The organism is Halopelagius inordinatus (assembly GCF_900113245.1).
Classification (GTDB): domain Archaea; phylum Halobacteriota; class Halobacteria; order Halobacteriales; family Haloferacaceae; genus Halopelagius; species Halopelagius inordinatus.
The window spans coordinates 468,029-491,716 of record NZ_FOOQ01000001.1; the positions used below are offsets into that span (position 1 = coordinate 468,029).

The window sequence follows — 23,688 nt, forward strand, 5'->3', positions numbered from 1 at the left end:
ACTACCGTTCGGTCGAATCGGAAAATCGACCGACGGAAGCGGGGTTCTCCCGACATACTTCTTGACCAACATATTCAGCGCGGTTTAATTCGGATATATCGAGGTCGTTTTTATGGCTAAACGTTATCAACGATAGTACGTTCTGAGCCGACGACGTGAAGCCAGATATCTCTACACAGTCTCGCGATACCGTGTCACGCCGACGCTTCCTCGCGGGGGGTGCCGGCGTTCTCGGGCTCGGTTCGCTCGGGGGCTGTCTCGGTTCGATTCAGGGGGACAGCCGGGAGCCGGTCGGGTTCGGGGTCGTCGCACCGCTTTCCGGGTCGCTCGAACGTATCGGGACTCACTGCAAGCGCGCAGTCGAACAGGCCGTAGACGACATCAACGACGCCGGGGGCGTCCTCGACCGGCCGGTCGAACTCGTCGCCGTGGACAGCGGTGCGAGCGTCGAGAGCGCCGTCTCGGCGTACGAGTCGATGCGCGACGAGGGCGTCGTCGGATTCGTCGGCGGCGTCATAAGCGACGTGTCGATAGCGCTCGCGCCGAAAGCCGCGGAGGACGGTCTCATGGAGGTCAGCCCCGCGAGCACCAGCCCCGCGTTGACCGGGGCCGGTGTGAACGGCGACCGGACCTTCTTCGGTCGGACCGTCCCGAGCGACCTGCTCCAATCTGTCGTCATGGCGAAAGTGTTCGACGACGCGCGGTACGCGGACGCCGACCGGGTTTCGTTCGTCTACATCGACAACTCCTACGGGTCGGGACTGACGGAGGCGCTTCGCGAGAACGTCTCCGCGTCCGTCGTCGCCGAAGTTCCCTACGACCCGGCCGCCGACGACTTCGCTCCCGTCGTCGAGGAGGCGTTCGCTGACGACCCCGACGCGGTCGGATACATCAGCGTACCCGGACAGGAGAAGGAGGTCCTCGACGCCTACGCGGCGTCCGACCACGAGGCCCCGTGGGTGTTCTCCTCGGGCCTCGTCCCGGACAGCATCCCCTCGTTCTACGACGGGTTCTACAGCGCGTCACTGTCGTCGGTTCGGACGAACGGCTACCTCAGCCTGACGAAGAAGCTCTCGGAACTCGACCCCATCGCGCCGTACGCCGTCAACGGTTACGACGCGCTCGTTTTGATGGCCGCCGCGGCGGAACGCGCGGGCGAGGCCAGCGGCGAGGCCATCTCGGAGTCGATTCGCGAGGTGTCGGGCGGAACCGGGCACACCTTCTCGGTCGGCGAGTTCGACCGCGCCCGGACGCTTCTCTCCTCGGACCGCGAGGTCAACTATCAGGGCGCCGCGAGCGACGTGGACCTCAACGACCACCTCGAACCGCTCAGCCCATACGTCGTCGAACGGGTCGTAGACGGAGGAGTGAGACAGCTCGAACTCCTACAGAAGGGGTATTTCGGGGGTGAGAGCCGATGAGTGACGACCGCTCTCGGGGCGTCGTCGCCCGCGCTCTCGGTTCGGTCGAACGCCTCCTCCCGAACGTGATTCGGAGACGGTACGCCGCGAAGTTCGGGCTCGTGCTCTTGATTATCGTGGTGCTCATCGCCGCGGCGGGGGCGTTCATCCACCTCGACACGAAGTCGCTCGTCGAACGGCAGACCGAATCGCAGATTCGCGGCGTCGCGGACACCGAAGCCCGCGCCGTCGGCGAGTGGGTCTCGAAGAAGCGCTCTACGGCCTCTCTTCTCGCGGGGTCGCTCTCCGAACGCGCCGCGAACGCCTCGACCGCGGAGAGAGAGCGCTGGCTCGAACAGAAACTCATCGAGATGCCGAGCGACGTGCGGGCGATTCACTACGTGGACGCCACCACCGGAACTGTCGCCGCCAGCACGACGGACAGTCTCGGCGGAACCGGACTCTCCGGACACGACGCCCCGTGGGCGTCCGACGCCGGGTCGTATCTCGGAGCCTCCGGCACCACGGTGTCGAGTCCGTACTCGCTCGACGACGAACCGGTCGTCGCCTTCGTCGCTCCCGTGGCGGGGCAAGACGGGTTCGTCGTCCTGACCACGTCGCTTCGGGAGCGTTCCCACGGGTTCAAATCGTCTATCGCTACGGGCGACACCAAAGTCGTCGACGGCGAGGGCACCATCCTGATGGACGGCCGCAACCGGAACCTGCTCGATACGTACGCACCCATCGACGACGGCGAAGTGACCGCAATCGAGGCGGGTCTGGCGGGCGACAGCGGCTACCGTCTCGTCGGCGCGCGCACCGGGATGGAGTCCGGAGAGTACGCTATGGCGTACTCTCCTGTCGTCGGCACCGACTGGGTGCTGACCTACCACGTCCCGAAACAGCGCGCGTTCGCGCTCCAGTCGCAGGTGACGAACAACCTCGCTCTCCTCGTCGTGTTAGCGCTCGCCGCGCTTCTCCTCGTGGGGGCGACGCTCGGACGGGGAACCGCGAAGTCGCTCTCGACTATCGCAACCAGCGCGGACGCGATTGCGGACGGTGACCTGGACGTGGACGTCCCCGAGTCACACCGCATCGACGAGATGGGGCGTCTCTACGCCTCGTTCGACTCGATGAGCGACTACCTGAACACCGTCGCCGGACAGACCGAAGCGCTCGCCGAGAAGAACTTCGACGACCCCGTCTTAGACGAGGAGGTTCCGGGCACGTTCGGCGACTCGCTGGCCCGCACTCAGAGCGAACTCGAAGGCCTCATCACGGAACTCGAACGGAAGGCTGCGGAGTTCGGCGACGTGATGGCGGCGGCGTCCGACGGCGACCTGACCCGTCGGATGTCCGTCGACGGGAACAACGAGTCGATGAACGGCGTCGCGCGCTCGTTCAACGAGATGATGATCGAACTCGAAGGCACCATCGCGGAGGTGTCCGAGTTCGCGGAGACGGTCGCCGCCGCGAGCCAACAGGTGACCGCAAGCGCCCAAGAGATAGAGCGCGCCAGCCAAGAGGTGAGCGAATCGACGCAGATGATGGCCGAGGGCGCTCACGAGCAACAACAGCATCTCGAACAGACCGCCACGGAGACGAGCAACCTCTCTGCGACTATCGAGGAAGTCGCGTCGTCGGCGTCGGAACTGTCCGACACGGCGGACAACACCGAGGAGGCCAGCGACGAGGGCCGCAAAGCGGCCGAGACGGCTCTCGACACGATGTCCGACATCGAGCGACAGACCGTCGAGACGGTCGAACACATAGAGGACCTCGAAGCGGACATGAGCCGCATCGGCGACATCGTCGAACTCATCACGAAGATCGCAGAGCAGACGAACATCCTCGCGTTGAACGCGAGCATCGAAGCCGCGCGGGCGGGCGAGGCGGGCGAGGGCTTCTCGGTCGTCGCGGACGAGGTCAAAGACCTCGCCGAGGAGACCAAAGAGTCCGCCCAAGAGATAGAAGAGACCATAGACACGGTCCAAGAGAAATCCTCCGAGGCCTTAGAGGAGGTCCACGGCGCGCGAGAGGCCGTAGACGAGGGCGTCGAGGCGGTCGAACACGCCCACTCGTCTCTGGGCCACATCGTGACGAACGTCGAAGAGACGACGGAGGGCGTCGCGGAGATAAGCCGCACGACCGACGAACAGGCGGCCTCCACCGAGGAAGTCGCCTCGATGATGGACCGCGTGACCGACCTCAGCGACGAGGCGGCCGACCGCGCCGAGAACGTCGCCGCCGCCGCCCAACAGCAGTCGGCGTCGCTCTCGGAGGTGTCCGACGGGACGGAGCAACTCGCCTCCCAATCGGAGGACCTCATGTCTCTCGTCTCGCAGTTCACCGTGAGTCGCGAGGCGGCGACGAGCACGGAGTTAGGCGAGGGGTCGGCCGACCTCACCTCCGACTCCGCGGACGCGACCCGGACGCCGACCGTAACCGACGGCGGGGAGTAACCCGACCGCCCGACTCCGACGGAGCGACCGTCGGTCGGTCTCTCTCGCCGTTCTCTCCTCTTCTCTCGTCTCCCGTCCCGTCAGTCGGCGTCCTCCACGCGCCCGGTGTGACGCTCGAACAGCCACTCTCTGGGGGCGAGGCGGCGGCGTTCCTCGGCGGTGGGGAACCGGTGTTCCGTCTGGCCGAAGTTGAGCAGGGTGACCAACACCACCCCGCCGAGCGTGTTCCCCACGAGCACCGGGAGGGGGAACTCGACGAGTGCCGCGAGCAGTCTCGCTTCCCCCGCGAAAAACAGGTAGACCGTATCGGTGAAACTGACCACGATGTGGTTCAGCCCCGTCGCGGGGATGGTGAAGATGACGATGTAGACGAGAACGACGCGCGAGATGGAGTCGCGGACCGCGTGTTCGAGCCACACCATCCCGGCGACCAACCATCCCGCGAACACCCCCTTGATTACGAGGTCCCACCACGCCGTCTCGATGCCTTTGACGCCGATTCCGACCGCCGCGGTGGCGGCGGCCGGCGAGAACACGCCCGTGTTGGCCAACACGAACGCGCCGACGGCCCCGCCGGTGAGGTTCCCCGCGAGGACCGCGCCCCAGACGCGGAGAACGGACGGGATGCTCGTGACGCGGGTCAGAGCCAGCGTGACGGGCGTGAGCGTGTTCTCCGTGTAGAGTTGATACCGCCCGATGACGATGTAGACGAACCCGACCGGGTAGAGAAGCGCCGCGAGAAATCCGGGGAGACCCTCCGTTGCTGCCGTCATCGACGCGTAGAAGAAGAACGTCAGCGTGATGGCGAACCCCGCGGCGAGACCGCTGAGGTAGAGTCTCGACGTCGACGCGCCGACTTCCTCGTCGGCGGTGGCGACCACGCGTTGGAATATCTCGTCGGTCGAGAACCGGTCTCTGACGGCCCCGCCCGCCGCGGGGGCACCGCTTCGTGCCCGGTCGAACGTATCTCTGTCGCCGTCGTCGCGTCGCGGGTCTCCCGAACTCATCGTATCTCCACCAGAGGTGCTCTGCGTGCATCAAAACTGGCCTGCCGACCCTCCGTGGCGGTTTCGGACGGACGAATCTCACAGCCGATACCGAGAGCGGAACCGAAGCTTCGTTCGGCTCCAGCGCGTCCCCTTCGGAAGACGGAGTTATCAATTTCGAAAAACAGCGCGATAGAGTTATCCGGGGGTCTGTGTGAACTATTCACGATGCCAGACTCGTTGCTCTCTCGACTCGCCGCGGCACTGCCGTTCGGCGGCGAGCGAACCCGGGCGGATGGTGGTGTGGCCACCGGTGACGCACGGACCGTGACGGGAGTTGCGCGTTCGCTCCCGCCGGCACGACTGCTCGACGGCGTGGGTTCGCCGGTGTTCGTCCTCGACGCGGACGGCCGAGTCGTCGCGTGGAACTGTCCCATCGAGGAACTGACGGGCGTCGCCGCCGAAGAGGCTCTCGGCTCCGAACACGCCAGCGAGGCGTTCTACCCCGACGGCCGCAGAGCGCAGACGCTCGCCGACAAGGTACTCGAAGCGCCGCGCGACGCCGAGGCCCAGTTCGGCGTCGACCCGGTCGAGGGGACGGTCGCCTTCGAGGACTCGAGTACGATGACCACCGCCGACGGCGTCGAACGCCACATCCGGTTCGTCGCCCATCCGATATTCGACGGCGACGAACTCGTCGCGGTGATGGAGACGGTTCACGACCGGACCGACACCGTCGCGCGCGACAACGCCTCTCTCGCTCTCGTCCACGAACTGCTCGAAACCATCGGCTCTCTCGCCGACGGTGACCTCTCGGCGCGCGTCGACTACGAGGACGAACGCGGCGTCCTCGACGACGACGTTCTCGCAATCGTCCCCGAGTTCAACTCGATGGCGTCGCGGTTCGAACGACTCGCAGACGAGGTAGACGAGAAGGCCGCACGCCTCGGCGAGGCGATAGAACGCGCCGCAAACGCCGCGACGCGCATCGAGTCGCAGGTGAACGAACAGAGTACGCTCCTCGACAAGGGAGCAGACGAGATGCAGGACCTCTCTGCGAGCATGGAAGAGATTGCGGCCACGTCCGACGAAGTCGCCACCGCGGCCGAACAGGCTCGGACCGCCGCAGAACACGGCCGCGAGGCGGGCGAGTCCGTCCGGACGGCGACGGACAACGTCATCTCCATCTCCGACGACCTACTGGAGAGCGTCACCGAACTCCAAGAGCGGATGGGCGCGATAGAGGAAGTCGTCGAGGTCATCGCGGAAGTCGCAGACCGGACGAACCTGCTCGCTCTCAACGCCAACATCGAGGCCGCGCGCGCGGGCGAGGCCGGCGAGGGGTTCTCCGTCGTCGCGGACGAGGTAAAACAACTCGCGAACCAGACGCACACGCACACAGAGGAGATAGCAGAGAGCATAGAAGAGATACAGGAACAGGCCGACGTGACCGTGGACGCCTCCGAGCAGTCTCACGAACAGGTGCAGGTCGCCTCCGGCGAGATAGAGGACGTACTCGGGTCGCTCGAAGAGATAGCCGACGCGGCCGACGCCGCCGCGAACGGCGTCGCCGAAGTCGCGCGCGCGACGGACAGCCAAGCCTCGAACATCGAGGGCGTCACGACGACCATCCAGTCGGCGCAGACGCACGCCAACGACACCGAAGAGGCGTCCGCCGAAATCACGGGCGCGACGGCCGACCAGACGATGGCCCTCGACGAACTGACCGAACGGGTCGCTCGCCTCTACGGCAACGGCGAGGCGGAGTCGGCGGAGTTCGACGTCGACGTCGACTTAGACGGTCCGGACGCCGCCGACGCCGACGGGTCGGCGGTCGAAACCCGCTCGGACGGGGGCCACGCGCCGGAAGACGGGGACGCGTCCCAGCCGAAATCCGACGGCGGGTTCGACTTCGACGCGTAGACGGTTTCGACCGCCGGTTCGCTTTTCTCACTCCGACGCGGCGGGACCCACCGTACAGCCGTCCGCGTACTCCACCTCTTCGACGGACTCTATCGGGTCGTCACCGCAGACGGGGCAGTCCGGGTTCTTTCGGTACGGAACCGTCTCGAACGTCGTGTCCATCGCGTCGTAAAAGAGGAGACGCCCGACGAGGGGTTCGCCCACGCCGAGGACGAGTTTGACGGCCTCCGTCGCTTGGAGACAGCCGACGGTTCCGGGGAGGACGCCGAGGACGCCCGTCGTCGCGCAGTCGGGAACTGTTCCCGGTTCGGGCGCTTCGGGGAACAGACACCGGTAACACGGGCCGTCGGAGGCGAGCGTCGTCACCTGCCCCTCGAACTTGTATATCGCCCCGTGGGCGATGGGAATCTCTCTGAGACGACAGAAGTCGTTGAGGAGATAGCGCGTCGGGAAGTTGTCGGAGGCGTCCACCACCACGTCGTAGCCCGAGACGACGTCTTCGACGTTCGATTTGTCGAGTCGCGTCTCGTACGTCTCGACGGTCACGTCGGGGTTGAGTCTCGCGACGAAGTCGGCGGCGCTCTCGACTTTCGGCCTGCCCACGTCGCCGTCGCCGTGGATGACCTGTCGCTGGAGGTTGCTCCGTTCGACCACGTCGTCGTCCACGACGCCGAGGGTGCCGACGCCCGCGCCTGCGAGATACTCGACGGCGGGCGACCCGAGTCCGCCCGCCCCGACGACGAGGACGCGCGCGTCGAGAAGTCGCTTTTGACCCTCCGGGCCGACTTCGTCCATGATGATGTGCCGGGAGTATCTGTCCAACTGAGTCGAGTCCAAAGAGAGGGGCATACCCCTACGTCGGAAGCGGACCCGGATAACTCCTGCCCGCCGCAGTCGGGGCGGCCGCCGTCGTCTGCGAAACCGTTTCTGCGACCGATGTAGGCCCGATACCCTCCGCTCGTCGTGTTTCGACGGCCGTCGCCGCGTTTATCCACCCGCCGGACATGGTGCCCCCATGACGATTCACGCCCCCACGGACGAGTCCGCCGGGCCCGGCGGCACGGACGCCGAACGGTGGTCGTATCTGCGACGCGCGGGCGCACTTTTCGGGTTGGGTCTCGTCGGCGTCGCGTCGCTCGGCGCGACTGTCGCGCTGACGGGTGCTCTCCCTGCCGTCCCCGGATTTTCGACGCTCGCGGTGCTTTTGCTCTCGCTCCTGACGCCGACTGCGCTCCTCCTCGTCGGCGTTCTCGTGGGCACGCGGGCGGCCCCTCGGGTCGGGATTCGCTCGCTCGTCGTCGAACGAGTCGCCGACGGAACGCCGGTGCTCCCGGAACTCGGCGACGTCGCCGCCCGTGCCATCGGCGCGGGCGCGGCCGTCGGCCTCCTCCTCGCGTCGTTGGACGTCGTCTTCGCTCCCCTCGGCGCGACGCCCGCGGTGGCGCAGGGGCGTCCGACCCTCCTCGAAGTTCTCGCGTCGATTCCGGTCCGGTTTCTCTACGGCGGTATCACGGAGGAACTCATCCTCCGGTGGGGCGTGTTGTCCGCCGTCGCGTGGGTGGGGTGGCGCGCCACCGGCGGCGTTCGCAGGCCCGGACCGACGGTGATGTGGCCCGCAATCGGCATCACCGCCCTGCTCTTCGGCCTCGGGCATCTGCCCGCGATTTCGGGCGTCGGGTCGCTGACGATGTCCGCCGTCGCCCGGACGGTACTCTTGAACGCGCTGGGCGGCGTCGTCTACGGCTGGTTCGCGTGGCGATATCACCTCGAAGCCGCCATGCTCGCGCACGTCGGCACCCACATCGTCTTCGTCACGCTGTCGATACTTGTCGTCGCTCTCTCGTGAGGACGGGACGCCGAGTCGGCGGACCGGTCGCTGTTCGTTCTGTCTCGAAAGAAAATCGGTTCGTGCGCGACGCGGGCGTTACTTGCCGCGGCGGCGGTTGCTGGCGACGCTCGGACGCGTGTGTTCCGAACCTTTCCCGCGCTTGCGGAGGCCGCGGTTCGACTTGCCCGAGTTGGTCAGACCGCGGAACGCGCGGCCCTTGTGGTCGTCGCTGCAGATCCAGTTGAGTTCGTCGTCGCTCTGGATGGCGGGGTGCTCGGGGTCCACGAGAATCACTTCGTGCCACTTCTGCGAGCCGTCTTCCCCGACCCAGTACGACGCGAGGACGCGCAGGTTCGGATACTTTCGGGAGGCGCGTTCCTCTGCGATGCGCTGGATGCTCTTGCGGCGACCGATGCGGTTGACGCCCTGACGCTTCGACCGGCGACCGGCCTTGTGGCGCTGTTTGCGGGCGTTACCCTTTCGGACGGAGACGCGAGCCACGACGATGCCCTGCTTTGCTTTGTACCCGAGTTCGCGGGCCTTGTCGAGGCGCGTCGGACGTTCGACGCGTTCTATCGCGCCCTGGTCTCGCCACTCTTGCTTTCGCTGCCACTGCAACTCGGCGAGTTTGCCGTCGCCGGGCTGCTTCCAGGCCTCCTTGATGTGAGAGTAGAAGCTTCGTGCCATATGTTTCACCACGGGCGCTTGCGATTCGGAGGACGCTCCCTCCACATGTCGTCCCGTTTCCACGGGTGCCCGCTGGCGTGCCCGTCTGACCAGCGAGTTACAGACTCTTCCCTCGGTTCGCCTTTAACCACTTCGAATCCCCGGGTCCGTGCGTGTCAACGTCTCGCGAAAGACCCGACGAGAGAGCAGTCGCTCCGAACCGTCCGGAATCGGTCGTCCCGGTCGGTCGCGTACGCGCGAAGAAAGTATTGCATCGCGGTTCAGCCTTCCATCCCGCTGAACGAGAGTCCGCCCTCAATGTAGCGCTGGGCGAACAGATAGACGAGCATGATGGGTGCGGCGAACGTGAGCGCGAACGCCGAGAACGTCACCTGTGGCGTGTCGAGTACGACGGCGATGTCCGTCACCGGAACGCTCGTTCGTCGAGGATTTCGAGGCCGACAGCGTCGAACTGTCGCTTCTCTGGGCCCCACCCGTCGGTCGCCCCCGTCTCGGCGGGCGTCGATTCGTTTCCGTAGTCACTTGTACGTCGCAGTCGTTTCGTCTCGCCGTGAGCGGAATCCACGTCCGACTCGGAGTCGACGGTGTGAAGGGCTGTCCCGTCGCTGCGATGAGCGGGGATTTCGAGGTAGAGTCCGTCGTCACCGACCGACAGGCCGCCTCAGGCGGGGGTGCCGTCGTCGGCGAGGTGACGGTGAAACGCCCGCCCGAGGAGTTGTCGATTCCCGACGCGGCGGACGTCGTCTTCTCCGACGGGTCGCGGTCCGTACTCCGGTTCGAGGCGGAGGGCGAACACTGCCCGTGCGGGCGCGTCCCGGACCACGGATGTCCGGTCCGCGATATCGACGTCGTCGGCGGACGTGCGGCGGACCGCGAGACTGCGTCCGGCGACGCGGGCGGCGGAACGGTCGTCGTCTCGTTTCTCGTCTCCGAGATGGAGACGGTACGGCGAATCATCTCGGACCTGCAAGCGCGGTGCGACTCGGTTCGCATCCACCGCCTGATGCGATCCGACCCCGACGACTCGGGGTCGCTGCTGCTCGTGGACCGGTCGGCGTTCACCGACCGGCAGTACGAAGTTCTCCGAACCGCCCACGAGATGGGCTACTTCGAGCGACCGAAAGCCGCAAACTCCGCCGACGTCGCGTCCGCACTCGGTATCACCGCCTCCACATTTACCGAACATCTCGCGGCCACGCAGTCGAAACTACTGGACCAGATTCTCTCCGTGTGACCGCCGGGTTAAATAACGCCCCGCATATCAGGACCGAGGTTATACCGACTCTCGGCTAAACACGGTTGAACTCGATGTCTGAATCCGTATATCATCAGATCGGAGGTAGAGAGGCAGTGGAAGCGGTCGTGAACGACTTTTACGACCGAGTACTGTCCGACGACCGACTCGAAGTCTACTTCGAGGGGATGGACATGCAGGAACTCCGGGCGCACCAAGTGCAGTTCATCAGTGCCGTCGCGGGCGGACCCGTCGACTACTCCGGTGCCAACATGCGCGAGGCGCACGACCACCTCGGCGTCACCGAGGAACACTTCGCCGTCGTCGCCGACTACCTCGAACGCGCACTTCGGGAGAACGGCGTCGGAGACGACAACGTGGATGCCATCATGTCCGAAGTCGCCGCGCTGAAAGACCCCATCATCGGGGCGTAGAGTCTACGCTATCTCCCGTTTCGAGCCGCTACCGCCGTCCCGCCGGTTACGGCTCCGCCGTCGCGTACGTCGCCGCGACGACGACGGACGCGGCGACGACCAACAGGGCACCGACGACGACGAACGCGGACGGGGCCGACCAGACGTCGATGACGATACCGAGAAGCGTCGGGCTGACGACGGCACCCACCGACAGTCCGGTAAAGAAGAACCCGAAGCTCTTACCGACCGCGTCGGGGTCGGCGACGCTGTTTGCGAACTTGTCTCGCGACGGGAGCGCGAGGCCGAACAGAAACCCGGTCAGCGAAAGCGCCGCGAGAGCGACGGCGAAACTGGCGCTGGAGACGCCGAGTACGAGTACCCCGACTCCGGCGGCCGACAGGACGAACATCCCCACCACGACCCGCCGAAACGACGCCAGATCGGCGAGCGGTCCCCCGGCGACGACGCCGACGGCCGTACAGGCGAGGTGAACCGTCAACAGCGTGTTCGCCGTCGATTCGGAGAACCCGTACGCGTCGGCCGCGAGCACCGTGGTGAACGACTGCAGTCCGACGAGCGCCATCATGCTGATCAGGTAGAACACGAACACCAAAAGCAGGTCCGACTGTTTGACGAAGCCGACCATCTGGCGGAGCGTCTCCGACGCGGAGTCGCCCGGACGCTCCGCCACCTGGCGCGCGTGAACCGAGTCGGTCGTCAGAGCGATTCCCACAGCGACGACTGCTCCGACGACACCCGCGCCGACCAGAGCGTGGTTCCAACTGACCGCGAGTCCGACGTTCCCGACGACGAGCGGTGCCGCCGCGAAGCCGGCGTAACCGCCGAAGGTGTGGGCGCTGAACCCAATCCCCTCGTTGTCCGGCGTGGTTACGGCTCCGAGTAGCGCGTAGTCCGCCGGATGAAACACCGACTGCCCGATGCCGGAGGCGAACGCGAAGCCGAGAAGCGTCCAGTACGACGTCGCAAACCCCGACCCGCCGATACTGAGAGACGTGAGCGCGAGTCCCGAAACGAGCACCCACTTGGCTCCGATTCGGTCTACGACCTCGCCGAACGGCAGTTGGAGGAGAAGTTGCGGAACGTAGATAGCCGTCACGAGCAAGCCGAGTTGAGCGGTGGAGGCGTCGAACTCCGCCGCGAGTAGCGGAAACAAAGGCGGATAGGCCAGCAAGAAGACGTGCGAGAGAAAGTGCGCGACCGAAACGACGCCGACGACGAACGTCGCGTCGTCCCGTCTGTAACGTCCCATGCGTAGCGTACACGAGAGGCACAGTTAACGGCTACTCTGCTCGCCACACGTCGAGTCGAACGCCACGGGGATTCGTCGTCGGTGAAATCCGTCCTCTCACGTCAGAACGCCCATTTCATATCGCGTCTATCGGTTTATCACCCCTCTTCCGAAACTATTCGCTTCTCGACACCGCTCGCACGCCCTGCGAACCGCTAGTATCGTTTTCGGCGTCGGCCCGTTAGAGACGCTATGGCCATCGCACGCCACGGGACCGGGGCGAGAGCGGCATTCGCGGCCCTCGCCTCGCAGGTTCATCCGGTGTTCATGCTTCCGCCGATCGCGGCGTCGTGGTTCGGTGCCATCCTCGCGGGTGAGTTCGGACTCCTCGCGGGGGGTATCCACGCGGCGGCGACGTTTTTCGCCGTCTACACGGCGCACGTCAAGGATGGCTTCGTTGACTTCTACCGGCGAAACGAGGACGACGACCACCCGATGAGTCGCCGCGGGTGCCACGTCGGGTTGGCGGGCGCGACGCTCGGATTCGCTCTCTGTACTGCCGCCCTCGTCTCTCTCGTCGACGTCGGCGTCCTCGCTCTCGTCGTCCCGACGTGGGTGCTCGGCTTCTTTCACGCCCCACAGCTAGACATGAACCCCGTGACGGCGACGATAGGCTACCCGCTCGGCATCGCACTCAGTATCCTCGGCGGATACTACGTGCAGACGGGCGGCGTCGCGGCGACGCCACTCGCGTTCGCGGGGGTCTTTCTTCTCGTCCTCTCGGGCGTCAAGACCATCGACGACGCTCAAGACTACGAGTACGACCGCTCTATCGGTAAGCGAACCGTCGCCGTCGTCCTCGGATACGGGAACGCCTTCCGCCTCGCGGACGTTCTCGTCGGACTCGGACTGTTCGCCGTCGTCGCGGGTACGGTCACCGGTCTCTTTCCCGCGTTCGCTCCCGTCGCGGCACTCGCGTTCGCAGCCGTCGTGGTGGTCGCTCGGGGGGCGACGCCGCGACTCGCGACGATGCTTCTCGTCCGCGGGGCGTACGTCTTTCTCGCTCTCTTGGTCGTCGCCGTCGCCTACCGCCCTCTCGCCGGCGTTCCGCTCCCCGATATCGGCGTCCTCGGCCCGTACACGTATCTCGCGACGGAGGTCCTGTTCGGGACGTTCGCAGCCGTTCTCCTCGCTCGGGCCGGGCGAGACGCTCTCCGCCGGACGGTCCGAACGGTCGCCGCCGTCTACCCCGTCGCGTACGTCTGGGACTGGTACACCCTCGAAGTCGGCGTCTTCGCCATTCCGTTGCGGACGGGCGTCGAACTGCTCGGAATCCCGCTCGAAGAGCACATCTTCATGGTCGTCGTCCCGGCGTTCGTCCTCGCGATTCACGAGACGCTGGCGGCCAGAGACCCCCCGTCGGCCCGTTCGCCGGACTCCCCGGAGTAGCGGCGGGGTCGAGAAACAGCACAGAGAGCGGCGGTTACTCGGGGTGGTTTCGGACCGTCTCGAACTCGTCGGCCGCGACGGCGTCCGCCACGCTCTCTACGTCCGTCGAATCCGGCATCGAAGCGGGGTACTTGCGCTCGAAGTAACCGAGGATGTTCTTCACGTCGCGCACGAGGAGTTCGCGGGCGTTGTCGTGGTCCGTCGAGACGGCCTGCGGCCAGTCGAAGACGGTGACGCCGTCTTCGGCGACGGCGACGTTGTACTCGCTCATGTCGGCGTGGACGTAGCCCGCGTCGTACGCGGAGGCCATCTCGTCGAGGATCAAGTCCAAGACGCCCACCGCCTGTTCCTCTGCGAGTTTGGACTTGCCGAGTTCGACGCCCGCGAGTTTCTCCATCACGATGGCGTGGCGGTTCTGGCCGACGGGTCGCGGCACCGCGACGTCCGGATAGAGGTCTTCGAGCACCTCGTACTCGCGTTCTGCGGCCTTCCGGGCGGTGTAGAGCCACGAGACGTGCTGTCGGTCGGAGGTGTAGTCGCGTTCGCGCATCACCTCCCGGAAGTTCGTGTACCCCTCGCGGTGGAACTTCAGGGCCAACGGCTTGTACGACTGTACCTCCAACACGTCGCTTTCCTTGCCGACGCCGAGAGGCGCGCCGACGCCCTGTATCGTCTCTCGCTTCGAGAACGTCCGGAGCGCGAGCGCGTCGTATCCGGCGACCGAGAGCTTGTACCCTTCGTACTGGATGGTCTTTCGCTCTATCAGTTCTCTCGTCGCGCACCGGTCCAACCTGTAGTCGACGTTTTCGGGAGTGAGACCGGTGAGTTCGGGGAGTTTGCCGCGATTGACCCACTCGCTGAAGCGCATTCCCTGCTCGACGCCCGAGAGGAGGTAGAAGTCCTCGGGTTCGAGTTCGGCCATCACGCCCGCGACGTTCCGCACCATGCCCGGACCGACGCCCGCGAGCCCTAAAAGGGACGCGAGTCGCCCCGCCCCGCTCGAATATATCACATATCGCGATACGAAACGGCACTCCGAGCAGAGAGTCAGCCTCCGAGTACTGTTTCGCGCGACTCCGGACGCGAAGCGTCCGCCCGAATATCAAAACGGGAGACTGTGCCGCGTAGTTTTATGTCCTCGCTCGAACACCGCCGACTATGGTCGAGGGACTCCTCATCGGCGACGACCTCCTGAAAGCGAAAGTGAAAGGAGAGCGCGCGGGCGCGGAAGTCGCGGGGATGCGCTACGTGGGCTACGAGGTGGGCGTGACAGAACGGAGCGTCCACGTCTTGGGGAAACACTGTCGCGCCGACATCGCCGACGAGGACTATCGCTACATCGTCGTCCCCATGGACGCCATCACCGGCCTGAAGATGGTAGACCACACCGACCACGGCCAGACCATCGAACTCCAAACGGCCGACGAGGACGTCACCCTCCAAAGCGAGAAGCAGTCGACGCTCTCGAAGAACCTCGAACGGTTGTTCGTACTCGTCTGCCGACTGTTGGCGTGAGAACCGCCGCGTAATCGACGGACCGCTCTCGGTCCCACCGAGAAGGCGACGAAACCGATTTCCGGCGGTCAGTCCTACTTCGGTGCATGACCGACGATGCCCGCGGCCCGTTGGCGGACCGCGAGTGGCGACTGATACGCGAGGAGGCCCGCGACGGCCCGATGCAGATGGCTCTCGACGAAATCGCCGCCGAGACGGCGGCGGCGGGCGGTCCGCGGACCGTGCGCGTCTACCGGTGGGAGCCGAGTACGCTCTCTTTGGGCTATCACCAAGACCCGGATACCGTCGATTGGGACCACTGTGCGGACGCGGGCGTCTCCGTCACTCGACGACAGACGGGCGGCGGCGGCATCTACCACGATTACGACGGCGACGTCTCGTACTCCATCGTCGCGCCGAAGTCGGAACTCCCGGGCGACCTGATGGAGTCGTACCGCATCCTCTGTGACCCCGTCCTCGACGCGTTCGGACGCGCGGGCGTCGACGCCGACTTCGCCGAATCGGAGTCGCCCGAGATATGGTCGCCCGCCTGTTACCTACGGGCGCTTCACCCCGCCCACGACATCATCTCCGAGGGGCGGAAGATAAGCGGCAACGCCCAGTACCGCCGAAAGGACGCCGTCATCCAGCACGGTTCGCTCACCTACTCGGCGGCCGCGGAGAGGCACCTCGACGTGTTCTCGGGCCACGACGTCTCGCCCGAGGCGTTCGGTGAACGCGTCGTCGGCGTCGACGAACTCTCGGACGCGACTCGCGTGGAGACGGTGGCGGCAGTCGAGTCCGCCCTCGCAGAGTGGGCGGACGCCGCGGAGGGGTCGTGGACCGACGACGAACTCGAACGCGCGCGCGAACGCGTAGACGAGAAATACGGCGACGACGAGTGGATCAGACGCCGTCCGAAGGGCCGGTAAAGCCCTCAGAACCCGAACGTATCCGGTTCGTCCGCGCCGAGTTCGGCGACGACGGCGTCGTGTATCTCGCCGACGGGGGGCGTGTCGCGCGAGGGGTCCAACCAGTGGTCGCCCACCCAGCGATACCGGACGACGCCGTCGGTATCGACGAGAAAACAGGACCGCCTCGAACGCTTCGATAGTTTCAGAAACCGGTAGACGACGTCGAACGCGTCGGCGACGGCGAGGTCACGGTCCGAGAACAGCGGAAAGCTGAGGTCGAGTCGGTCGATGAACTGCTTGTGCAGGCGGGTCCCCGATTTGCTCACGCCGACGACCTGTACGGTGTCGCCCGACGCGAACCAATCGAAGTCGCGGAAGGAACACCACTCTTCGATACAGTCGGGGCTGAAGTCCACCGTGTAGAAGCTGAGAAGCACCGGTCCGTCCGCCAGTAACTCCGAGAGCGACGTTTCGACTACGTTCCCGTCCGGCCGGACGAGTGGTGCGGTGAACTCCGGTGCCGACGCCCCGACGGCGAGTCCGTCCCCAGTCATACCTCGTCTATACCGTATTCGGTGATAAAGCATCCCGTATAGGTCCCCACCGCTTCGCTCGCCGCGCTACCTCGCTCCGAAGTCCCTATAGGTATCTACTTCCTGCGGTCTGGCATGCAAGTCGGCGCACACGTCTCGATGTCGAGTTCGAAAGTTTCGAGTGACGAGCAGACGCCACCCCACGGAAACCTCGCGAACGCCGTCTTCCGACAGGTCGCCTTCGGCGGCACCTGCGGGCAGATATTCACCACCTCCCCGCAGGTGTGGCGCGACCCCGAGATAGGCGACGACGAGGCGGAACTGTTCCGAACGGAGACGGCCGACAAACTCGACGGCCCGTGGGTCATCCACTCGTCGTACCTCGTGAACCTCTGTACGCCCAAAGACGGCCTCAGGGAGAAGTCGCTCGACTCGATGCAGACGGAGGTAGACACCGCCCACAGACTGGGAATCCCTTACGTCAACGTCCACCTCGGCGCGCACACCGGTGCGGGCGAACAGCAGGGACTCGACAACGCCGTGTCCGTCCTCGACGAACTCGACGTCCCCGACGACGTGACAGTCCTCATAGAGAGCGACGCGGGGAGCGGAACGAAGATGGGCGACGACTTCGAGCATCTGGCGTACGTCCTCGACGAGTCGAGCCAGGACCTCGAAATCTGTCTCGACACCGCCCACGCCTTCGCCGCGGGGTACGACCTCTCGACGGCCGACAGCGTCGAAGAGACGGTCGAAGAACTCGCCGCCACCGTGGGTCTCGAACATCTGAAGTGCGTCCACCTGAACGACTCGAAACACGAGTGCGGGACGAACAAGGACGAACACGCCCACATCGGCGAGGGCTACATCGGCGAGGAAGGGATGGACGCGTTCGTCAACCACCCCGACCTCGCTGACGTCCCTCTCGTCTTGGAGACGCCGACGGAGGACGGCAGAGGGTTCGCGTGGAACATCGACCGGGTGAAAGAGATACGGGAGAACTGACGGCGCGACCGACGAGGTGTGCGAATCTCCGACCTCTCTCCTCTCGGACCGAGAAGCTATTTCACCGATGACGGACAACCCCGTCTCGAATGCATTCCGGGCCCTCTTCGACCACCCTCTCTCGGCGAACCGCCCTTCGCGTCGGCGCACTCACCGTCGCCGGTCTCTCCGCGACCGGCCTCGGGTCCCGTCGAACGCGCGCCCGCGGCGACGACTCCGAGGTGACCGTCGCCACCCGTAACCTCGGACTCGGAGCGAACCTCGCTTCGCTCTTTTTCGTCCGGTCGCCGGACGAACTCGCCGAGACGGCCGGGCGGTTGTACCGCGACGTCCGAGACAGCGCGGTCGAACGCCGGATGGCGGCTATCGCGGCCGAACTCGCGGCGCACGAACCCGACGTCGTCGGGGTGCAGGAGGCGGCCCTCGTGCGGACGGACGCGTCCGCCGAGGCGACGACGCTGGGGAAGACGAACGCCGAGAACGTCGCCGTCGACTTCCTCGCGGAACTGACCGCGGCCCTCGCGGGCGAAGGAGTACCCTACGAGGTGGCGCAGGTGACGACGAACGCCGACGCCGAGTTCCCGGCGGCCACCGAGGATGGCCGACTCGACGTTCGCTTGACCGACCGCGACGCCGTCCTCGTTCGCGAGGGGGCCGACGCGACAGTCGAATCGACATCGGAGACGGCCTTCGACACCGCCCTCGACATCCCCGTCGACGGCGACGTCTACCGGGTCAAGCGGGGGTACGGGACGGTTCGGGCGACGGTCCGCGGACGCGGCGTCTCGGTGGTGAACACGCACCTCGAATCGGCGTCCGAACGCGTCCGGAACGCGCAGGCGACCCAACTGGCGGATGCGCTCGGGTCTCTCGACGGCCCCCTCGTCGTCCTCGGCGACGCGAACGACGGCCCCGCGTTCGACGGCGGCGCGTACGAGACGCTGGCGGCCGACTTCACCGACGCGTGGGAGGCCGCCACCCCCGACGACCCGGGCTACACCTGCTGTCAGCGATCGACACTCGAAAACGAGGACTCGCGTCTCGACGAACGGGTGGACCTCGTCTTGGTCCGAGGCGGTCTGACGCCCACGTCGGCCGTCCGCGTCGGCGCGGCGCCGTCGGACCGCATCGACGCCGGAGACGGGCGGACCCTGTGGTCCTCCGACCACGCGGGCGTCGTCGCGACTCTCGCCCGGACCACAGAGAGTGCGGAGTCGGAGACGGCCGAGAGGCGGACGACGGCGGCGGACGGGAACGCGACGACGGGTCCGACGAACCGGACGGCGACGACCGACTCGACCGGTGAGACGGCGGACGACCGAACGCGGGAGGCGACCTCGAACGAGTCGCGACCCGGAACCGCGTCGGACGCCGAGACGCCTGGGTTCGGACCGGTCGCGAGTCTCGCGGGACTTTTCTGTGGCGGCGCGGCACTCGCGCGACGGGCGCGACGCGACGACTGAACCGCCTCCCGCGGGGCGGACCGACTCTCTTTTGTCGCCGCCGCGGCTACCGACGCCCGTGCGGAAGTTCTCGAAAGCGTATCTGCGACGGACGCGAGAGGGGATGTGGGACGACTCCCGCGACGCCCTCTCTGATCTCTCTCTTTCCGACCGAACCCGCGTCTTAGACGCCGGGGCCGGGACGGGCGAACTCGCCCGCGTCCTCGACGAGGAGACGCCCGGGGAGGTGGTCTGTCTCGACGCGGACGCCGAACTCGCGCGCGTCGCACGCGAACGGACGGGGTTGCAGACGGTCACCGGCGACGCGACGCGACTCCCCTTCGCGGACGATTCGTTCGACCTCGCGGTCTGTCAGGCGCTTTTGGTCAATCTCCCCGACCCCGCGGCGGCGGTATCCGAGTTCGCCCGCGTCTCTTCTGGCCTCGTCGCCGCCGTCGAACCCGACAACGCCGACGTGGGCGTCGATTCGACGGTGGCCGCCGAAGTCCCACTCGAACGCTCCGTCCGCGAGGCGTACATCGAGGGCGTCGCCACGAACGTGGCCCTCGGCGACCGGGTGACGGAACTGTTCTCTGCGACGGGCCTGCGCGACGTGCGGACGCGGCGCTACTACCACCAGAAGACGGTCGAACCGCCGTACGACGAACACCAACTCGAGAGTGCGGCACGGAAAGCGAGCGGCGCGGGCATCGACGCCCACGAAGCCGAACTCCGCCGCGTCCTCTCTGCGTCGGAGTACGACGCGCTTCGCCGCGACTGGCGGGAGATGGGGCGGGCTGTCGTCGAACAGATGCGCGAGGAACGCTACCGTCGCGCCGAAGTCGTCCCGTTCGACGTCACGGTCGGGCGCGTGCCCGACGCGAAGTGACTACCCCAAAAACAGGTCCGCGAGGTTCCCGCTGGACCCGCGGCGGTAGAGTTCCGAGTAGCCGCAGTCCGCGCAGGAAACCACCGTGAAGCTCCGGTTCTGTACGTCGAACAGCTTCGAGAAACCGGTGCCGCTCGTCGCTATCGAGTCCATCTCGGTTTCGGTGCCGCCGCATTTCGGACAGCCTCTGTCGTCGTCGCGTTCTGGAGGGCTCATACACCGGAACGTTCCCACAGAGCGGTAAATATCTTCTCCGGCCCGCGGGAGAAGAACTACCTATCGGGGGTACAGAGGTTCACACATGGACGGTGGCCTGTTTCTCGTCTTCGTCCTCCTCTCTCTCGGCGGAACGGTCGCGCTCTACCACGCAATCGAGTCCGAGACGGCCGACCCGGAGGTGATGGACCGAAGAGAGGCGGAGTCTATCGCCCGCGAGGAGGCTCAACGCCGGGCGCGGCGACTCGGACGCCGACGTGACGAACCGCGCTCGTCGGCTCGCCGGACGCAGTCCGGTGACCGCGACGACGAGTGAGCGTCCGCGTCGCCGACCGCCTCGTCCGCGGATTAGACCACGTCGCCGCGAACCGTCGCGCCGGACTGGGAGACGCGGTAGTCTCGGACCGTCTCCGCCGCCTCGGCCGCCTCGTCCTCGTCGAGTCCGAGCATCTCCAACGACTCCGAAAGCGTCGGGAAGACGAGTTCGCCGCCGCGGAGTTTCTCCAAGGCGGCGTCGGAGCGCTGACCGTCGGCGTACAGGCAGACGCCGCGCGGGTCGAGTATCTGTTCGTACGCGTCGCGGGCGACTGCGCCCTTCAATCGCTGTGTGACGTTGTCGTCGAAGGAGGCGTTACAGACTTCCAGATGGACGGGTTCGTCGTCGTCCAACAGATGCGCGGCGAGGCATTTCTCCGGTGCGGCGTGTCCGTTCGCGTTCGCGCGGAGATGTTCGGGATACGCGTCCGCCCACTCGGCGGAGACGCTCTTGCCGACGCCTTTGACGCCGTGGGACTTCCGAAACTCCGCTTCGCGGTCCGAGTCGCCGCCGAAAAGCAGGTCCTTCGTCACGTAGACGTCGAGACGTTCGACGGGGTCGAGTCCGAGTGCCACGTCGCCGTACACCCACAGTTCGCGGACGGGAACCGGTGTCGGGCCGGACGTCACCGCGTCGAGTATCTCCGCCACCCGGTCGAGGGCGCGCGTTCGCTCCATGCACGTTGGTCGACCCTTCGGCGGTGAATACGTTTCGCCGCCTTCGATCGACCGATGGAGTTTTAAAACCCGTGCAGGGATATACCGATAGCATCCGAGAGGCGTTCGCTTCGGCCACTTCCCCTTTCCCCCCCTTCGTGGGCCGTCCGAGTCGCACTCGTCGGATGCTCACCCCCCCCCTTCCCACCCGTTTTCTCGCCGTCTCTTCTGTGATACCGGAGGCGAAACCGGTATCCTTCCCGACGGGTAAGCGACTGGTGATGGAGTGCGACAAGTGCGACCGTGACGCGGTGATGCACGCGGCCTACTCTGGCGGACACCTGTGTGAGACGCACTTTTGCGCCTCGGTCGATAAGCGCGTCCGCGGCCGTATCCGAAAGGACAGTCTCGTCCCGAGAGACGCCACCCCCGAGGACCCCGACACGTGGGTCATCGGCCTCTCGGGCGGGAAAGACAGCGTCGTGCTCACCCACATCTTAGACGAGACGTTCGGCCCCGACCCCCGCATCGAGATGGTGGCGCTGACCATCCACGAGGGCATCGAGGGCTACCGCGACGAGAGCGTCGACGCCTGCGTCGAACTCGCGGCGGACATCGAGATGCGACACGAACTCGTCACCTACGAGGAGGAGTTCGGCGTCCGCATGGACGACGTGGTCGAAGACGACCCCGAGAACATGGCTCCCTGTGCGTACTGTGGCGTCTTCCGGCGGGACTTGCTCGAACGCTACGCCGACGAGTACGGCGCGGACAAACTTCTCACCGGACACAACCTCGACGACGAAGCCGAAACCGCGCTGATGAACGTCCTCGAGGGCGACGTCGAACAGATGGCGCGACATTTCGACGCCAGTCTCGGCCGGTTCGAGGACCGAAACCGCTCTGCCGACTTCGTCCCGCGCGCGAAACCGCTTCGGGACATCCCCGAGAAGGAAGTCGCCCTCTACGCGCACCTGAAAGACCTGCCCGCGCACATCACCGAGTGCCCTCACTCCTCCGAGGCGTTCCGCGGCGAGATTCAGGAGTTGATGCTCGAACTCGAAGATAACCATCCGGGCACCCGCCACTCGATCATGTCCGGCTACGAGGAGATAGCGGAACTCGCCGCAGACAGATACCGCGGCGACGGCGAGGTGGACCTCGACGACTGCGACCGGTGCGGGTCGAAGACGGCCCGCGACGTCTGCCGGAAGTGTCGCCTCTTGGAGTCGCTTCGGGCGGTGTAAGAGAGCGACTGCTCGGGGTTCGATTCGACGCCGCAAAATCGACCCGCGCGACCGAATCCGTCGCGCGGGCCGACGGACCGAAAACGGTGGCGAGGTGGACGACCGATGGAGACGGTGGCCGTGTTCTGAAGCCGATTACCGGATGACGTCCAGTCCGTTGTTGGTGTCGGACTGGTCGCGTCCGCCGTCGGACTGCCACGACCCGCCGTTGCGAGACGTGCCGGACGACGGGTTCGGGGCTTCGACGTTGTTGCTCGCGTCGAACTCCGAAGCCGATTCGATGCTCTGTCGGGATTTGTCGGCCTGTTTCTGCGTCGTCGGACCCAGAACCTGGGCCGACTGAACGCCGGTCATGATGGCCATGACGCGGACTTTGCCCTTGTACTCGTCTTGGATGCGAGCGCCCCAGATGACGTTCGCGGACGCTTCGAGGCGTTCCGTGATGTTGTTCGCGATTCCTTCGGCCTCTTTCAGGGTGAGGTCCGGACCGCCCGTGATGTGGACGAGGCCGCCGGATGCGCCTCGGTAGTCCACGTCGAGAAGCGGGTGGTTCATCGCGTCGTTGACGACCTCTTGGGTCTTGTTTTTGTCCTGCGTCTCGCCGACGAGCATCACCGCGACGCCGCCCTGGTTCATGATGGTGGACATGTCCGCGTAGTCCAGGTTGATGAGCGAGGGTTGAGTGATGGTCTCGGAGATGCCTTTGACCGTCTCCGCGATGATCTGGTCCATCACGGAGAACGCCTTCCCGATGGGGAGGTTGGGCACGTAGTCCAGCAGGCGGTTGTTGTCGAGGACGATGATGGAGTCCGCTTCGTTGCGGAGTTTCTCCAGTCCTTCCTCGGCTTTCACCGTGCGCGCACGCTCGACGTTGAACGGCGTCGAGACCATGCCCACGACGATGGCTCCCTGCTCTTTTGCTATCTTCGAGACGACGGGTGCCGCACCGGTCCCGGTGCCACCGCCCATACCGGCGGTGACGAACACGAGGTCTGCGTTGCCGAGAACCTCTTTTATCGTCCCTTGGGCCATCTCGGTGGCGCGCTCGCCCATCGAGGGGTCGCCGCCAGCGCCGAGGCCCTGCGTGAGGGATTTGCCGACCAGAATCTTCGTGTCGGCCTCTATCATCTTGAGGTGCTGTTTGTCGGTGTTGATAGCCACCGTCTCGGCACCGTCTACGCCGATGTTGTAGAGTCGGTTTATCGTGTTGTTACCAGCGCCGCCGCAGCCGACGATGACGATTCGGGGGTCACCGAATCCGTCGTCATCGTCGGCCATGTCGGCGGCCTGTTTCTCTGCCTCGTCGCGTTCCATGGCCTCTCTGACGATATCCTGCATCGTC

General features: G+C 65.9%; 24 protein-coding genes and 1 pseudogene. 14 read left to right on the forward strand and 11 right to left on the reverse strand.

What is annotated here, in order from left to right; all coding sequences use genetic code 11:
- Positions 1-191: 191 nt before the first annotated feature.
- Together BM167_RS02540 and BM167_RS02545 are read left to right on the forward strand one after the other, a co-directional pair.
- A complete protein-coding gene (locus tag BM167_RS02540; RefSeq protein WP_092888267.1) occupies positions 192-1,421 on the forward strand; it encodes an ABC transporter substrate-binding protein in 1,230 nt (409 codons plus the stop codon).
- The gene (locus BM167_RS02545) at positions 1,418-3,862 is read left to right on the forward strand and encodes a methyl-accepting chemotaxis protein (RefSeq protein ID WP_092888270.1); all 2,445 of its coding nucleotides are present in this window, start codon (positions 1,418-1,420) and stop codon (positions 3,860-3,862) included. Before BM167_RS02540 ends, BM167_RS02545 begins: the two co-directional genes overlap by 4 nt.
- Positions 3,863-3,942: 80 nt before the next feature.
- Here BM167_RS02545 and BM167_RS02550 read toward each other — a convergent pair whose 3' ends face one another.
- Positions 3,943-4,869, reverse strand: coding sequence for a formate/nitrite transporter family protein (locus BM167_RS02550; protein WP_092888273.1), 927 nt, complete (start codon positions 4,867-4,869; stop codon positions 3,943-3,945).
- 207 nt (positions 4,870-5,076) lie between these two features.
- Between BM167_RS02550 and BM167_RS02555 the strand changes: the two genes are divergently transcribed.
- Complete coding sequence (locus BM167_RS02555; RefSeq protein ID WP_092888276.1) at positions 5,077-6,771, forward strand: methyl-accepting chemotaxis protein; 1,695 nt, start codon at positions 5,077-5,079, stop codon at positions 6,769-6,771.
- 27 nt (positions 6,772-6,798) lie between these two features.
- On the opposite strand, the gene ubaA is transcribed toward BM167_RS02555, so the two are convergent.
- Positions 6,799-7,620 (reverse strand): SAMP-activating enzyme E1, encoded by an 822-nt coding sequence (gene ubaA, locus BM167_RS02560; protein ID WP_092888279.1) that lies wholly within the window; start codon positions 7,618-7,620, stop codon positions 6,799-6,801.
- A gap of 166 nt (positions 7,621-7,786) precedes the next feature.
- Between ubaA and BM167_RS02565 the strand changes: the two genes are divergently transcribed.
- The gene (locus tag BM167_RS02565; protein ID WP_092888281.1) at positions 7,787-8,617 is read left to right on the forward strand and encodes a CPBP family intramembrane glutamic endopeptidase; all 831 of its coding nucleotides are present in this window, start codon (positions 7,787-7,789) and stop codon (positions 8,615-8,617) included.
- A gap of 78 nt (positions 8,618-8,695) precedes the next feature.
- On the opposite strand, the gene BM167_RS02570 is transcribed toward BM167_RS02565, so the two are convergent.
- The 3 genes and pseudogenes from BM167_RS02570 to BM167_RS18300 form a co-directional block, all read right to left on the reverse strand.
- On the reverse strand, positions 8,696-9,286 hold the full coding sequence (locus BM167_RS02570) for a 50S ribosomal protein L15e (RefSeq protein WP_092888283.1): 591 nt from the start codon (positions 9,284-9,286) through the stop codon (positions 8,696-8,698).
- A 260-nt stretch (positions 9,287-9,546) separates the two neighbouring features.
- A pseudogene (locus tag BM167_RS18295) lies at positions 9,547-9,663 on the reverse strand (sugar ABC transporter permease); the annotation flags it as partial.
- A 26-nt stretch (positions 9,664-9,689) separates the two neighbouring features.
- Positions 9,690-9,851, reverse strand: coding sequence for a hypothetical protein (locus tag BM167_RS18300; RefSeq protein ID WP_177213268.1), 162 nt, complete (start codon positions 9,849-9,851; stop codon positions 9,690-9,692).
- Between the two features lie 21 nt (positions 9,852-9,872).
- Between BM167_RS18300 and BM167_RS02575 the strand changes: the two genes are divergently transcribed.
- Positions 9,873-10,520, forward strand: coding sequence for a helix-turn-helix domain-containing protein (locus BM167_RS02575; protein ID WP_245781291.1), 648 nt, complete (start codon positions 9,873-9,875; stop codon positions 10,518-10,520).
- A 74-nt stretch (positions 10,521-10,594) separates the two neighbouring features.
- The gene (locus BM167_RS02580; protein WP_092888286.1) at positions 10,595-10,954 is read left to right on the forward strand and encodes a group I truncated hemoglobin; all 360 of its coding nucleotides are present in this window, start codon (positions 10,595-10,597) and stop codon (positions 10,952-10,954) included.
- Between the two features lie 46 nt (positions 10,955-11,000).
- On the opposite strand, the gene BM167_RS02585 is transcribed toward BM167_RS02580, so the two are convergent.
- On the reverse strand, positions 11,001-12,206 hold the full coding sequence (locus BM167_RS02585) for an MFS transporter (protein ID WP_092888289.1): 1,206 nt from the start codon (positions 12,204-12,206) through the stop codon (positions 11,001-11,003).
- Positions 12,207-12,437: 231 nt separating this feature from the next.
- Between BM167_RS02585 and BM167_RS02590 the strand changes: the two genes are divergently transcribed.
- Entirely contained in the window at positions 12,438-13,634 is a 1,197-nt protein-coding gene (locus BM167_RS02590) for a lycopene cyclase domain-containing protein (RefSeq protein WP_092888292.1), read from the forward strand.
- Between the two features lie 34 nt (positions 13,635-13,668).
- Here the strand turns inward: BM167_RS02590 and BM167_RS02595 are convergent, their stop codons facing one another.
- Positions 13,669-14,580, reverse strand: a complete 912-nt coding sequence (locus BM167_RS02595; RefSeq protein ID WP_092888295.1) for a serine/threonine-protein kinase RIO2 — start codon at positions 14,578-14,580, stop codon at positions 13,669-13,671.
- A 212-nt stretch (positions 14,581-14,792) separates the two neighbouring features.
- On the opposite strand from BM167_RS02595, the gene BM167_RS02600 reads away from it, so the two are divergent.
- Together BM167_RS02600 and BM167_RS02605 are read left to right on the forward strand one after the other, a co-directional pair.
- Complete coding sequence (locus BM167_RS02600; RefSeq protein ID WP_092888299.1) at positions 14,793-15,149, forward strand: hypothetical protein; 357 nt, start codon at positions 14,793-14,795, stop codon at positions 15,147-15,149.
- A gap of 86 nt (positions 15,150-15,235) precedes the next feature.
- Positions 15,236-16,060 (forward strand): lipoate--protein ligase family protein, encoded by an 825-nt coding sequence (locus BM167_RS02605; protein WP_092888302.1) that lies wholly within the window; start codon positions 15,236-15,238, stop codon positions 16,058-16,060.
- Positions 16,061-16,065: 5 nt separating this feature from the next.
- Here the strand turns inward: BM167_RS02605 and BM167_RS02610 are convergent, their stop codons facing one another.
- A complete protein-coding gene (locus tag BM167_RS02610) occupies positions 16,066-16,596 on the reverse strand; it encodes a redoxin domain-containing protein (RefSeq protein WP_092888305.1) in 531 nt (176 codons plus the stop codon).
- A 114-nt stretch (positions 16,597-16,710) separates the two neighbouring features.
- Here BM167_RS02610 and BM167_RS02615 point away from each other — a divergent pair, with 114 nt between their 5' ends.
- The 3 genes from BM167_RS02615 to BM167_RS02625 all read left to right on the forward strand — a co-directional run bounded on the left by BM167_RS02615 (position 16,711) and on the right by BM167_RS02625 (position 19,911).
- Positions 16,711-17,580, forward strand: coding sequence for a deoxyribonuclease IV (locus BM167_RS02615; RefSeq protein ID WP_092888308.1), 870 nt, complete (start codon positions 16,711-16,713; stop codon positions 17,578-17,580).
- Between the two features lie 89 nt (positions 17,581-17,669).
- Complete coding sequence (locus tag BM167_RS02620) at positions 17,670-19,043, forward strand: endonuclease/exonuclease/phosphatase family protein (RefSeq protein WP_092888310.1); 1,374 nt, start codon at positions 17,670-17,672, stop codon at positions 19,041-19,043.
- Between the two features lie 58 nt (positions 19,044-19,101).
- On the forward strand, positions 19,102-19,911 hold the full coding sequence (locus BM167_RS02625) for a class I SAM-dependent methyltransferase (protein ID WP_245781292.1): 810 nt from the start codon (positions 19,102-19,104) through the stop codon (positions 19,909-19,911).
- On the opposite strand, the gene BM167_RS02630 is transcribed toward BM167_RS02625, so the two are convergent.
- Positions 19,912-20,127 (reverse strand): zinc ribbon domain-containing protein, encoded by a 216-nt coding sequence (locus tag BM167_RS02630; protein ID WP_092888313.1) that lies wholly within the window; start codon positions 20,125-20,127, stop codon positions 19,912-19,914.
- 85 nt (positions 20,128-20,212) lie between these two features.
- On the opposite strand from BM167_RS02630, the gene BM167_RS02635 reads away from it, so the two are divergent.
- Positions 20,213-20,443, forward strand: coding sequence for a DUF8143 family protein (locus BM167_RS02635; protein ID WP_092888316.1), 231 nt, complete (start codon positions 20,213-20,215; stop codon positions 20,441-20,443).
- A 32-nt stretch (positions 20,444-20,475) separates the two neighbouring features.
- Here the strand turns inward: BM167_RS02635 and BM167_RS02640 are convergent, their stop codons facing one another.
- Positions 20,476-21,120 carry a DUF7095 family protein gene (locus BM167_RS02640; RefSeq protein WP_092888319.1) on the reverse strand — a complete coding sequence of 215 codons (645 nt, stop codon included), beginning with the start codon at positions 21,118-21,120 and terminating at the stop codon, positions 20,476-20,478.
- Between the two features lie 260 nt (positions 21,121-21,380).
- On the opposite strand from BM167_RS02640, the gene ncsA reads away from it, so the two are divergent.
- Positions 21,381-22,346, forward strand: coding sequence for a tRNA 2-thiolation protein NcsA (gene ncsA, locus BM167_RS02645; RefSeq protein ID WP_092888322.1), 966 nt, complete (start codon positions 21,381-21,383; stop codon positions 22,344-22,346).
- A gap of 135 nt (positions 22,347-22,481) precedes the next feature.
- Here the strand turns inward: ncsA and ftsZ are convergent, their stop codons facing one another.
- Complete coding sequence (gene ftsZ / locus BM167_RS02650; protein WP_092888325.1) at positions 22,482-23,684, reverse strand: cell division protein FtsZ; 1,203 nt, start codon at positions 23,682-23,684, stop codon at positions 22,482-22,484.
- Positions 23,685-23,688: the final 4 nt, after the last annotated feature.

Bases quoted from the DNA above. Each gene is read 5' to 3' on its own strand.
- BM167_RS02545 (WP_092888270.1), top strand. From the start codon at position 1,418: ATGAGTGACGACCGCTCTCGGGGCGTCGTCGCCCGCGCTCTCGGTTCG.
- BM167_RS02550 (WP_092888273.1), bottom strand. From the start codon at position 4,869: ATGAGTTCGGGAGACCCGCGACGCGACGACGGCGACAGAGATACGTTC.
- BM167_RS02555 (WP_092888276.1), top strand. From the start codon at position 5,077: ATGCCAGACTCGTTGCTCTCTCGACTCGCCGCGGCACTGCCGTTCGGC.
- ubaA (WP_092888279.1), bottom strand. From the start codon at position 7,620: ATGCCCCTCTCTTTGGACTCGACTCAGTTGGACAGATACTCCCGGCAC.
- BM167_RS02565 (WP_092888281.1), top strand. From the start codon at position 7,787: ATGACGATTCACGCCCCCACGGACGAGTCCGCCGGGCCCGGCGGCACG.
- BM167_RS02570 (WP_092888283.1), bottom strand. From the start codon at position 9,286: ATGGCACGAAGCTTCTACTCTCACATCAAGGAGGCCTGGAAGCAGCCC.
- BM167_RS02580 (WP_092888286.1), top strand. From the start codon at position 10,595: ATGTCTGAATCCGTATATCATCAGATCGGAGGTAGAGAGGCAGTGGAA.
- BM167_RS02585 (WP_092888289.1), bottom strand. From the start codon at position 12,206: ATGGGACGTTACAGACGGGACGACGCGACGTTCGTCGTCGGCGTCGTT.
- BM167_RS02590 (WP_092888292.1), top strand. From the start codon at position 12,438: ATGGCCATCGCACGCCACGGGACCGGGGCGAGAGCGGCATTCGCGGCC.
- BM167_RS02595 (WP_092888295.1), bottom strand. From the start codon at position 14,580: ATGGTGCGGAACGTCGCGGGCGTGATGGCCGAACTCGAACCCGAGGAC.
- BM167_RS02600 (WP_092888299.1), top strand. From the start codon at position 14,793: ATGGTCGAGGGACTCCTCATCGGCGACGACCTCCTGAAAGCGAAAGTG.
- BM167_RS02605 (WP_092888302.1), top strand. From the start codon at position 15,236: ATGACCGACGATGCCCGCGGCCCGTTGGCGGACCGCGAGTGGCGACTG.
- BM167_RS02610 (WP_092888305.1), bottom strand. From the start codon at position 16,596: ATGACTGGGGACGGACTCGCCGTCGGGGCGTCGGCACCGGAGTTCACC.
- BM167_RS02615 (WP_092888308.1), top strand. From the start codon at position 16,711: ATGCAAGTCGGCGCACACGTCTCGATGTCGAGTTCGAAAGTTTCGAGT.
- BM167_RS02620 (WP_092888310.1), top strand. From the start codon at position 17,670: ATGCATTCCGGGCCCTCTTCGACCACCCTCTCTCGGCGAACCGCCCTT.
- BM167_RS02630 (WP_092888313.1), bottom strand. From the start codon at position 20,127: ATGAGCCCTCCAGAACGCGACGACGACAGAGGCTGTCCGAAATGCGGC.
- BM167_RS02635 (WP_092888316.1), top strand. From the start codon at position 20,213: ATGGACGGTGGCCTGTTTCTCGTCTTCGTCCTCCTCTCTCTCGGCGGA.
- BM167_RS02640 (WP_092888319.1), bottom strand. From the start codon at position 21,120: ATGGAGCGAACGCGCGCCCTCGACCGGGTGGCGGAGATACTCGACGCG.
- ncsA (WP_092888322.1), top strand. From the start codon at position 21,381: ATGGAGTGCGACAAGTGCGACCGTGACGCGGTGATGCACGCGGCCTAC.
- ftsZ (WP_092888325.1), bottom strand. From the start codon at position 23,684: ATGCAGGATATCGTCAGAGAGGCCATGGAACGCGACGAGGCAGAGAAA.